8 protein-coding genes and 1 pseudogene are annotated in these 11,615 nt (G+C 73.2%); all 9 read left to right on the top strand.

Annotated elements, in window-relative coordinates; translation table 11 throughout:
* The first annotated feature begins 352 nt into the window (after window positions 1-352).
* The 9 genes and pseudogenes from ACFVST_RS07685 to ACFVST_RS07645 all read left to right on the top strand — a co-directional run bounded on the left by ACFVST_RS07685 (window position 353) and on the right by ACFVST_RS07645 (window position 11,477).
* On the top strand, window positions 353-1,162 hold the full coding sequence (locus ACFVST_RS07685) for a hypothetical protein (protein WP_390147883.1): 810 nt from the start codon (window positions 353-355) through the stop codon (window positions 1,160-1,162).
* An 11-nt stretch (window positions 1,163-1,173) separates the two neighbouring features.
* Complete coding sequence (locus ACFVST_RS07680) at window positions 1,174-3,390, top strand: bifunctional serine/threonine-protein kinase/ABC transporter substrate-binding protein (RefSeq protein ID WP_390147995.1); 2,217 nt, start codon at window positions 1,174-1,176, stop codon at window positions 3,388-3,390.
* Between the two features lies 1 nt (window position 3,391).
* Window positions 3,392-5,596, top strand: a complete 2,205-nt coding sequence (locus tag ACFVST_RS07675) for an ABC transporter substrate-binding protein (RefSeq protein WP_390147881.1) — start codon at window positions 3,392-3,394, stop codon at window positions 5,594-5,596.
* Between the two features lie 254 nt (window positions 5,597-5,850).
* Window positions 5,851-6,096 carry a type II toxin-antitoxin system Phd/YefM family antitoxin gene (locus ACFVST_RS07670; RefSeq protein WP_390147879.1) on the top strand — a complete coding sequence of 82 codons (246 nt, stop codon included), beginning with the start codon at window positions 5,851-5,853 and terminating at the stop codon, window positions 6,094-6,096.
* Window positions 6,093-6,542 carry a PIN domain-containing protein gene (locus ACFVST_RS07665; protein WP_390147877.1) on the top strand — a complete coding sequence of 150 codons (450 nt, stop codon included), beginning with the start codon at window positions 6,093-6,095 and terminating at the stop codon, window positions 6,540-6,542. The genes ACFVST_RS07670 and ACFVST_RS07665 overlap by 4 nt, the downstream gene beginning before the upstream one ends.
* Window positions 6,543-6,614: 72 nt before the next feature.
* Window positions 6,615-7,370: pseudogene (locus ACFVST_RS07660) on the top strand (substrate-binding domain-containing protein); the annotation flags it as partial.
* Window positions 7,371-7,432: 62 nt separating this feature from the next.
* Window positions 7,433-8,350, top strand: a complete 918-nt coding sequence (locus ACFVST_RS07655; protein ID WP_390147875.1) for a ribokinase — start codon at window positions 7,433-7,435, stop codon at window positions 8,348-8,350.
* Between the two features lie 27 nt (window positions 8,351-8,377).
* Entirely contained in the window at window positions 8,378-9,178 is an 801-nt protein-coding gene (locus ACFVST_RS07650; RefSeq protein ID WP_390147873.1) for a sugar phosphate isomerase/epimerase family protein, read from the top strand.
* Window positions 9,179-9,614: 436 nt separating this feature from the next.
* Window positions 9,615-11,477: a glycoside hydrolase family 3 protein gene (locus tag ACFVST_RS07645; RefSeq protein ID WP_390147871.1), complete on the top strand. Its 1,863-nt coding sequence runs from the start codon at window positions 9,615-9,617 to the stop codon at window positions 11,475-11,477.
* Window positions 11,478-11,615: the final 138 nt, after the last annotated feature.

The raw sequence follows: 11,615 nt of genomic DNA, 5'->3' as shown, positions 1-11,615 counted from the left end.
TTGTTCGGCCGATACCCCGGCACGGGCCGCCGCCTCCGGCTGGGGATGTCAACTGCCGTCTGTCCAACGGGAGTTGATAGGAGTCCTCAGATGCCCTTGCGCCGAGGCCCGTGGTGGTCCCGTATGCCGACAAAGGGCACGGTGACCGGGAACTCGCCGCTTTCCAGGCCTACTTGCGCGGGTAAGGCCAAGCCGGGCACGGAGTGTCCCAAAGCGGCAACGTTCCGCGTACGGGCAGGCCACGGGCTGTAGGGCGAACCTATGATCGATCGACTCGACTGCCGACGGGGCGTCGAAGGGTGCTTCGTAGAGGTACGGGAAGAGGTACGGGGGCGCGATGCGCGGTCAAGTGATGTCACGGAGAGTGCAGTTGACGCTGCCCTGGGTGCTGGCGCCCGTGCTGCTCGCGGGCTGCTCGGGTGCCTCGGACGGTGCCGCGGCAAGGAAGTCGGAGCAGGCGGGGAAGCAGGGGACACCGTCGGCCACGGCCACCGAGCCCGGGGCGGCCAAGACGGTGGACGTGATCAAGCCCGACCCGGCCCGTGTCCCCAAGACGCGGGCGGCGGCGCTCGACCTCATCCACCGGGTCATCGCCGACCCCGACAACTTCGGCCCCGGAGTGGTGAAGCGGACCCCCTACGAGAGCGATCCGGCGACCTGGCCGGTGCTCGGGGAGGACTGCGTCTGGCAGCAGAAGAAACCCGGCGCGGACGTACTGGCCACCCTCACCCGGTCGTTCGAGGTGCCCGCGTCCGGGAGCAAGGGGCCGATCCGGCTGGCCGCCGTCATCACCGTCCACCGCACCCGGGCGGACGCGAGGTGGGAGATGGCCGAGTCGATCGAGGAGACGATGCGCTGCCCCACGCAGCAGTTGCGGGACGGCGAGCAGATCGGCTCGATGATGGCCGGTGCGCTCTTCGGCGGGGAGGGGAACCAGACCAACTCCGAGGACACCCTGGACGAGATGGGCAAGTACCAGAGCACCGAGCTGGGCGGGCCGTACCACTATGTGTGGTTGCAGGCGCAGGCTCTCCAGTTCACCGTCGCCGTGACGGGCAAGGGGGCGAAGGGCCGCACCCAGCAGGAGATCGACGGTCCGGTCGCCAGAGCGCAGGCCATGATGCTGGTCAATCTGGCATCCGCCGTAGAGAAGCGGAGCTGAACCCGGCCATGTTGGAAGAACTGCGACCCACCGACCCCGCCCGGATCGGCGGACACCGGCTCCTCGGCCGCCTCGGCGCGGGCGGTATGGGGGTCGTCTACCTCGGACGCACCGACGCCGGAGCACTCGCCGCGATCAAGGTGATCCTGCCCGAGTACGCCGACGAGGAGGACTTCCGGGCCCGTTTCCGGCGCGAGGCCGAGGCCGCCCGCCAGGTGGACAGCCCGTGGGCGGTGCCCGTCACCGGGGCCGACACCGAGGCCGAACGGCCTTGGCTGGCAACGGAGTTCGTGCCGGGGCCGACCCTCTCGGACGTGGTCGCCCGGCGCGGTGCGCTGCCGGTGGACACCGTCACCGTCCTCGGCCGGCTGCTCTCCCGCGCCCTGGCCGCGGTGCACACCGCCGGGCTCGTCCACCGCGACGTCAAACCGGGCAATGTCCTGCTCACCGCGGACGGGCCCCGGCTGATCGACTTCGGGATCGCCCGTTCCGCCGACGGCACCGCGCTCACCGCCACCGGGATCGTCGTCGGCACCCCCGGCTTCCTCGCGCCCGAGCAGGCGTCCGGGGACAGCTCGGGCGCCGGCCCCGCCGGGGACGTGTTCTCCCTCGGCTGCCTCCTGGCGTACGCGGCCACCGGGCGGCCGCCGTTCGGCAGCGGCGCCGTCGACGCCGTGCTCTACCGCACCGTGCACGACGCACCCGACCTCGACGGCATCGAGGACGCCGGGCTGCGCGCGCTGCTGGAACGCTGCCTCACCAAGGACCCGGAGGAGCGTCCGGCCGCCGCGGACCTCTACCCGTCGGACACGGATGAACCGGACGGACCCGGCGCCGGCTGGCTGCCCGAGGACGTCGTGCGGATCATCGCGGACCGGTCCGCGGCGCTGCTGGCACTGCCCGGTATCGACGCCACCGTCAGCGGTCAGACCGTCGCCGACGCGCCCGCGCCGCCCGCGCCGGGGCGCCGCCGGTTCCTGCTGTTCGCGGCGGGCGGCGCGGTGGCCCTCGGCGCGGGCGGCTACGCGGCCGTGCGGTGGGCCGGTGGCGCGAAGAACGACGACCACCGCGGCGGTGGGCCACGCTGGACCATCGGTGTGCACGCCGGGCTGACCGGCCCGCACAGCGCGGTCGGACGGGCCCAGGAGCGTGGGGTGCGGCTCGCCGTCGACCGCTTCAACTCCCATGGCAGGCACCCCTTCACGCTCGCCGTGAAGGTCCTGGACGACCGGGGCGACCGCACCCGCGCCGCCCGGGTCGCCGAGGAGTTCGCCCGCGACCGGGACGTACTCGCCGTCATCGGCCCCAGCGGTGACACCGAGGCGGAGGCGGCACTCTCGGCGTACGACGAGGCGGGACTGCCCGTACTGACGGTGTCGGCGCTCCAGATCGCCTTCGTGCCCCGGTCCAACGGCGCGTTCTTCCAGGCCGCGCCCTCCTACTCGGCGCTCGCCGTCCCCGCCGCCACCCGGCTGGTGCTCCGCCTCGGTGTGGAGAAGCTGGGCGTCCTGATGGACCGGGGCGGCGGCCAGGCCGCGTACCAGGCGGGCTACACCACCAACCTGCTGGCGCCGACGATCAACAAGGACACCACCACCTATCCGCGCGTGGTGCCCGAGGGGACGACCGACCTCACACCCGTCATCCGCGATGTGCTGGACCACGACATCGACGCCTTCTTCTACTCCGGGCCCCCGGCCGGTGCGGCCCGTGCCGCGCGCGCTCTGGCCGACGCCCGGTTCAAGGGGCGGCGGGTGGCCCAACACACCGCCATGGGACCGGAGTTCCTGAAGAAGGCGGGGGCGGCGGCCGAGGGCTGGGAGTTCATCGCACCGTTCACCGACGCGAGCGCCCCGGCGGCCGCCGGGTTCGCCGCCGCCCACCGCGAGCGGTACGGTTCCGCGCCCGCCGCCTGGTCGGCCGAGGCGTACGACGTGGCGGGGCTCGTCACCGCCCAACTGGCCACCCTGGTCGAGAAGTCGGCCAAGACCGCGACCAAGGGAACCAAGGACACCGAGGCGAGCCCCAGCCCCTCCGGACCCGCCCGGCCCACCCGCTCCGCGCTGGCCGCCGCCATCGCCGCCGGCCGCCACAAGGGTGTCTCCCGCACCTACGTCTTCGACGACACCCAGCGACTCGTGGGCCGGGACGCCTACCTGTACCGGGTGAAGGGCGGACGCCTGAAGTACGCGGGTCCCGCGCCGAAGCTGCCGGAACCCGAGAGCTGACGTGCGGCCCCTCACCTCCGAGGACCCCCGCGCCGTCGGCCCGTACCGCACCCTGGTACGGCTCGGCGCGGGCGGTATGGGCGTGGTGTACCTGGCGCGTTCGACGGGGGGCGCGCTCGCCGCGGTGAAGGTGATCCGCGCCGAGCACGCCGCCGACCCCGGCTTCCGGGCCCGTTTCCGCCGCGAGGCGGAGGCCGCCGCCCGGATCAGCGGGCCGTGGGTGGTGCCGGTGCTCGGCGCGGACACCGAGGCCCAAGAGCCCTGGCTGGCAACGGAGTTCGTCCCCGGCCCGTCACTCGGCGAGGTGGTCGCGGCACAAGGCGGCCCGCTGCCCGCCGACACCGTACGGGCCCTCGGCGGCAGGCTCGCCGAGGCGCTCGCCGCGGTGCACGGCGCCGGGCTGGTCCACCGGGACGTCAAACCGGGCAATGTGCTCCTCGCCCTCGACGGCCCCCGCCTGATCGACTTCGGCATCGCCCGCCACACCGGCGCCACCGCGCTCACCGCCACCGGAGCGGTGATCGGCACCCCCGGCTATCTCGCCCCCGAGCAGGCCGCGGCCGGGCAACCGGGGCCGCCCGCCGATGTGTTCTCCCTGGGCTGCGTCCTGGCGTACACGGCGACCGGGCGGGGCCCCTTCGGTGACGGCGGCGGGGCGGCCGCGCTCTTCCGGACGATCCACGAGGAGGCGGACCTGACGGGCGTACCGCCCGCACTGCTGCCCCTGATCACCGACTGTCTCGCCAAGGACCCTGCCACCAGGCCGACTTCGGCGCAGATCCGCGACGCGCTGGGCGGTTCGGTGGGCGGTACCGGTCCCGAGCCGCGTCGGCCGAGGGACCCACGGGAGTCGTACGGCGGTGCCGCGCCCGCATCCGTTCCCTGGCAGGTGCCCGCGGGGCTGCCCGCGCTGATCGCCGAACGCTCCGCCGCCGCGCTCGCCCTGCCCGACCCGGAACCGGCACCACTGCCCGACACCCGCACCCCGGCCGACGACCCGGCTGCGTCCGGACCCTCCCGCCGGCGGCTGCTGACCGCCGGGGCGGCCGGGGCCGTGGTCCTCACCGGCGGCACGGCCACCTGGCTCGCCACCCGGGGACGCGGCACCGGGGCATCGGCGGACTCCGGGCCGCTGCCCACCCACACCATCGGGCTGCACGCCGACCTCACCGGCCCCGGCCGCGCCACCGGACTGGCCCACCAGCGTGGCGTCCGCCTCGCCATCGACCACCACAACTCCCGTCAGGACAAGGCGTTCCGGCTCGCCCTGCGCACCGAGGACGACGCCGGGGACCGGGCGAAGGCACGGCGGGTGGCCGACCGGCTGGCGGCGGACCCGGGACTGGTCGCGGTCATCGGGCCGACCGGCGACGTGCTGCACGAGGACATCGTCGAGCGGTACGGCAAGGCACGGCTCACCGCCGTCGTCGTCTCGGCCGGCTCCTCCACCGCCCCGTCCGGGACCAGCCTCCACCTCTGTGTGACCCGGGCACTGGACGACGACCTCGGCACCGGCCTGCTCAGCTACCTGGTCCGGACCCGCCCGGCCCAGCGCATCCTGCTGGTCGACGACGCGGCCGACCCGAGGCTCGGCGGGCAGATCGGCAGCCCGTTCCGCACCTCGCCCCCGGCCGACGCCACACTGATCGAGCACCCGTTGAGCCGGGGCGACGCGGGCTTCCGCGCGGTGGCCCGGAAAGCCATCAGCAGCAAGGCGGACGCGGTGGTGTACTCGGGCGGCCTCCCGTCCAGAGCCGCCCGCCTGGCCGAAGCGCTCACCGCCGAACACTTCACCGGGACCAAGGTCGCCGCCGGACCCGCCCTCGGCCCCGCCTTCCTCGACGGCGCCGGCCAGGCCGCCGAGGGCTGGGTCTTCTCGGAGGCCTACGCCGACCCCACCGCCCTCAAGCCGGCCCGCGCCTTCACCGCCGCACACCAGAAGCGCTACGGCACCCCGCCGGCCACCTGGACCGCCGAGGCCTATGACGCGGTGGGCCTGATCGCCCAGGCCGCCGGAACCACCAGCGCCTCGGGAGAGGTACGCAGCGGAATGGGCCAACGCCTCGTCAGAACCGAACACCGCGGCATCGTCCGCACCCTCTCCTTCTACCCCTCGACCCGCCAAGTCCACTTCGAGAACGGCATCTTCCTCTACCGGATCGAGAAAGCCCGCGCCCAATTCCTGGGCCCTTACGGTGAGTTGTAGGGGCGCCGGGGGTGGGCGGCCGAGGGGTTCCGGTCAGCCACCGTCCCTCAAGCCACCGTCCCCGTTCCTCGTCGCCGTGATCCGGGCCGACACCGGGAGGTGGTCGCTGCCCGTACGGATGCGGCCCACCACCGCATCAGCCCCGCCGTCCGAAGCTCCGCCTTGATTCCGCCCCCTCCTTCCCGCCTCGGTCCCGACCACCGACCACCGACCACCGGTACGCATCCCGAAGGCCCTGTATCACCATGTACTACATGGAAGCCACCGCACGGGAGCTGAACCAGAAGTCCTCGGCCCTGCTCGACCGCGTCGAGCACGGCGAGGAGATCACCGTGACCCGGAACGGCCGCGCCGTCGCCCGTATCGTCCCGGTCGACCACATCGAGTTCCCGCCGCACCCGACCACACCCATCGGCGACATCGATCTTCCCGAGTTCGACCTCGGCGAGCCGATGACGAATGAGGACATGGACGAGATCCTGCGGGGCATGGGGCAGTGACACTCCCCGTCGCCATCGCCGACACCAACGCCCTCATCCGCCTTCTCACCCCGCGCGAACAAGGCCACGCCAACCACAAGAAAGCCTTCGCGCGAATGAGTCACCTGGTCGTATCGCCGCTTGTGCTGGCCGAGTTGGACTACATCGCCACGGCACGCTCCGGCCCGAAGACGGCAAACGGAATCACCGCTTTCATCGCGAAGCAGGCCGACCTGAACCGCTTCACGATCGCCGACATCGCACCGCACCTGACCACCGCGCTCGCTGTCGCGGAGGGCTACACGGACGCACGCGGCGGCAGCGGCATCGGTCTTACTGGCGCCATGAACGTCGCCCTCGCCAAGGCCTACCGGACCGATGCGCTGTTCACGACCGACCGGGACTTCCGGATCGTCCAGCCGCTCACCGGTCACGCCGCGTTCCGACTGCTGCCCGAGGACCTGTAGGCGGACCTTCACGCTCACCCCACCACCCCCGTCACGATCTGATATCGAGTGGTCGGGGTGGGGTTGCCCCGGCTGGTGATCGGCGGGGCCACCTCGGGCTCCTCCGGCACCACCACCAAGGTCGGCCTGTCGGTGTCCACCCTCAACAACCCCTTCTTCGTCCAGCTCCGGGCCGGCGCCCAGGCCGAGGCGAAGAGGGAGGGCGTCGAGCTGACCGTCACCGACGCCCAGGACGACGCCTCCCCGGTGGTCGCCGCCGACCGCGGGGTGACCGGGGCGGACATCGCGGCGCTGGTCGCCTCCGACAACGTGGCCGGCGGCCGTCTCGCCGCCCGCACCCTCGGGGAGAAGCTCGGCGGCAAGGGCCGGATCGCGGTATTCCAGGGCGAGGCGGGCACCTCCGCCAGCCGGGAGCGCGGCGCGGGCTTCGCCGAGGGCCTGAAGGCGTACCCGGGGATCAAGGTGGTGGCCCGGCAGCCCGCGGACTTCGACCGCACCAAGGGCCTCGATGTGATGACCAACATGCTCCAGGCACACCGCGGCCTCGACGGCGTGTTCGCGGAGAACGACGAGATGGCGCTGGGCGCCGCCAAGGCGCTCGGCTCCCGCGCCGGGAAGGTGCCGGTGGTCGGTTTCGACGGCACACCGGACGGCTTCAAGGCGGTCAAGGCGGGCACTCTCTACGCTTCGGTGGCGCAACAACCCAAGCTGCTGGGCGAGTTGGCCGTGAAGAACGCGGTACGCGCGGCCCGCGGCAAGAGCGTGCGCCAGCAGGTGAAGGTGCCGGTGAAGGTGGTCATGGCGAAGAACGTGGCCGGCTTCTCCTGACAGACATCCGACGGACATCTGACGGACGCCGGAAACGAGAGGTTGTACAGGTGGTGGATGCGGTGACGGTGGGACCCGGTCGGGGCTGCGAGTTGCTGGTCGTCGGATCGGCCAACGCCGATCTGGTGGTGGGCGTGGAGCGCCGGCCCGGACCCGGGGAGACGGTCCTCGGATCCGACCTGGTGGTCCACCCCGGCGGCAAGGGCGGCAACCAGGCGGTGGCGGCGGCCCGGCTCGGTGCCCGTACGGCGCTGCTGGCGCGGGTCGGCGACGACGCGCACGGCCGGCTGCTGCTGGAGGCGCAACGGGCGGCCGGGGTGGACACCTCGGGCGTCCTGGTCGGCGGTGCGCCCACCGGCGTCGCCCTGATCACCGTGGACCCCTCCGGCGACAACAGCATCGTGGTCTCCCCCGGCGCCAACGCCCACCTCACCCCCGCCGACGTACGGGCCGCGGGCGCCCTGCTCGCCCAAGCACCCGTGATCTCAACCCAGTTGGAGATCCCACTGGACACCGTGGCCGAGGTGGTACGCCGACTACCCCCCGGCAGCCGGTTCGTACTGAACCCCTCACCACCCGCGGCCCTCCCCGCCGAGGTACTGGCGGCCTGCGACCCACTCGTCCTCAACGAACACGAGGCCCGCGCACTGCTCGGCCCCGACGCCGGACCCCGGCCGGAGGACTGGGCCCGGGGCCTGCTGGCACTGGGCCCCCGCTCGGTGGTGGTGACCCTCGGCCCCGAAGGCGCCCTCACCGCCGCCACCGGCACCGCCCCGCTACGGGTGCCCTCGCTACCGGTCAAGGCCGTCGACACCACCGGCGCCGGCGACGCCTTCACCGCCGCTCTCTCCTGGCACCTCAGCACCGGCGCCCCCCTCCCCACCGCCACCACCTTCGCCACCCGCGTGGGCGCGGCAGCCGTGACCCGCCGGGGGGCACAGGAGTCGTACCCGACGCTTGGGGAGGTGCCGGAGGGGTAGGGCCACCTGCCCCCCTAAGCTCCCCCCATGAATTTCGCGTTCTCCACGTTGGGTGTGCCGGGGCTGGCGGTCGGGGAGGTGGTGCGGCTGGCTGTGGGGAGTGGGTTTCGGGGGGTGGAGTTGCGGGCGCATTCGGAGGAGGGGCTGCATCCGGGGAGTGGGGCGGGTGAACGGGCGGCCGCGGTACGGGAGTTCGCGGATGCCGGGGTGGAGGTGCTGGCGGTGGCCGGGTATGAGCGGGTGGCGGCGCCCGGGGCGGATCGGCCGGTGGTGGACGGGATCGGTCAACTGGTGGAGTTGGCCCATGACTTGGGGGCGTCCTTTGTGCGGGTGTTTCCCGGGGGTGGGGAGCGGCCGGTGGCGGAGGCGGATGCGGCGGTGGCGCGTCGGATGGCCGCCGCGGCGGGGCGGGCGGAGGATCTCGGGGTGCGGATTCTGCTGGAGACCCATGACTCACACCGCACCGGTGCGGCCACCGCCCGGGCGCTGGCCCCGGTGCGGCACCCCGGTGCGGGGGCGCTCTGGGATGTGCTGCACACCTGGCTCGGCGGCGAGCGGCCCGCGGAGAGTTTCGCGGCGCTCGCCCCGTATCTCGGCTATGTCCAGGTGAAGGATGTCGCCTCGGCCGAGGACACCACGCCGCTGCCGCTCGGTGCGGGGGCGCTGCCGCTGGCCGAGGTCGCCGGGGTCCTGGGGCGTGCGGGGTGGGACGGCTGGCTCTGCTGGGAGTACGAGCGGCGGTGGTACGAGGACGCGGCGCCGCTACCGCCGCTGCTGGCCGCGGGCCGGGCGTATCTGGAACGGTTGACCGCCGGGGCGGCGGGCTGAGGCGGCAGCGGTCGCGGGCGAGGTGCCCTCAGCCGTCGCAGGCGTCGGGCGAGACGGCGTCGGGGGTGCGACGTGGTGCCGTCGAGGCATCAGGCAAGACCCCACGAAGGCGCCACCAGCGCGTCAGACGACGTACCGACAGCGCGCAAACCAAGACCCCGCCAGCACGTCGGACGAGCCGCCGCCAGCCCGCCCCGGCAAGATGCCGGGGCCGCCTCAACTGCCCTGTGCCGTAAGCCCGTTGGACCAACTCCCCCACGTCGCCGCCCCGTTGCCCATCGCCCCCGACTGCCCAGTCCCGCAGGCCAGTTGCGCGACGTGCTCGCTGCTCAGGCTCTTGACCGTAAGAAATTTTCGGGCTATCCCTTGGCGCGCGGAAATTTCTTTCAGTGCACCGCTTCCCGGCCGCACCGCGGCCACCCCGGAAGGAGCGCCAGTGCAGTACCGAGACACCCCCGTTCCGAGACCCGGCCGCCGCGCGGTGATCGCCGCCGGCGCGGGCGCGGCAGCGTTCGCCGCCACCGCGGGACCGTCGTCCGCCGCCACCGGCGCGGCAGCGCCCGCCGCCACCACCGGCCGCACCCCGGACGACCGTCAACTACGCAAGCTCATCGCGGAGATGACGCTGGAGGAGAAGGTCGGCCAGCTCTTCGTGATGCGGGTCTACGGCGCCTCCGCCACCGATCCCGACCAGGCCGACATCGACGCCAACCTGAAGGAGATCGGTGTCCGCACGGCCGCCGAACTCATCGCCAAGTACCACGTCGGCGGCATCATCTACTTCGCCTGGGCGCACAACACGGCGAACCCGTCGCAGATCGCGAGTCTGTCCAACGGCATCCAGAAGGCGGGACTCACCGGGCCGCGCGGGCTGCCGGTGCTGATCTCCACCGACCAGGAGCACGGCATCGTGACCCGGGTCGGCTATCCGGCCACCCTGGTGCCGGGGGCGATGGCGCTCGGTGCGGGCGGCTCCGCCTCCGACACCCGCCAGGCCGCCCGTATCGCCGGTGTCGAACTGCGCGCCATGGGCATCCGGCAGGACTACGCCCCCGACGCCGATGTGAACGTGAACCCGGCGAACCCGGTCATCGGGGTGCGGTCGTTCGGGGCGGACCCGCAGGCGGTGGCCACCATGGTCGCCGCCCAGGTGAAGGGCTATCAGGGCGCGGGCATCGCCACCGCCGCGAAGCACTTCCCCGGGCACGGTGACACCGCCACTGACAGCCACTACGGCTTCCCCGTGATCGAGCACACCCGGGCGCAGTGGGAGGAGTTGGACGCACCGCCGTTCAAGGCCGCCATCGCCGCCGGTATCGACTCGATCATGACGGCGCACATCATGGTCCCGGCGCTCGACTCGTCCGGCGACCCGGCCACCCTCTCCCACCCCATCCTCACCGGCATCCTGCGCGAGCAGCTCGGTTACGACGGTGTCGTGGTCACCGACTCCCTCGGGATGGCCGGGGTGCGGGAGAAGTACGGCGACGACAAGGTGCCGGTGCTGGCGCTCAAGGCGGGCGTGGACCAGCTCCTCAACCCGCCGGACCTGGACCTGGCGTGGAACGCGGTGGTGGCCGCGGTGAAGGGCGGTGAGCTGACGGAGGACCGCCTCGACGAGTCGATCCTGCGCATCCTGCGGCTCAAGGCCCGCCGCGGGCTGTTCACCGAGCCGTATGTCACCGCGGACGGGGTGAGCCGCACGGTGGGCACCAAGGCGCATCTGGCGGCGGCCGACCGGATCGCGGAGGGCACCACCACGCTGCTGGCCGACGCGGGGAAGCTGCTGCCGCTGTCCCGCCGCAGCCACCGCCGGATCCTGGTGGTCAGCGCCGACCCGGCGTCCCCGTCGGGCACCACCGGGCCCCCGTCGAAGGTGCTGGCCGCCGCCCTGAACGAGTTGGGCTTCACCGCCACCGCGATCTCCTCCGGTTCCAACGGCAACGCCAGCCAGGCGGTCATCGACCAGGCGGTGGCGGCCGCCGGGGAGGCGGACGCGGTCCTGGTCGGCACGTACAACGTGAGCGCCACGGGCAGCCAACGGGCCCTGGTGGCCGCGCTGGTGGCCACCGGTAAGCCGGTGGTGCAGCTCGCCATCCGCAACCCGTATGACATCGCCCGGCTGCCCGGGGTGGGCGCGGCGCTGGCCGCGTACTCGTGGACGGATGTCGAACTGCGGGCCGCGGTACGGGTGATCGCGGGTCAGGCCCGGCCGAAGGGCCACCTTCCGGTGCCGGTGCCGGACGCCGCCGATCCGACGAAGGTGCTGTACCCGATCGGCCACGGCCTGGGGTACTGAGCGGCACCGACTGGAACTGATCGGTACTGACGGCCGGTCAACGAAGGGGCGCGGGCGGGGGGTTTTGGGCCCAGCCCCGCCGCATACAAGCGGGCGGCCGCCGGGGGGAAGGGGGCGGGGGGGGGTGGCCGGGGGCGG

Source organism: Streptomyces sp. NPDC058045, assembly GCF_042885635.1.
Classification (GTDB): domain Bacteria; phylum Actinomycetota; class Actinomycetes; order Streptomycetales; family Streptomycetaceae; genus Streptomyces.
Note: the sequence above shows the minus strand (reverse complement) of the source record. Positions and strands in the feature narration are given on the sequence as shown.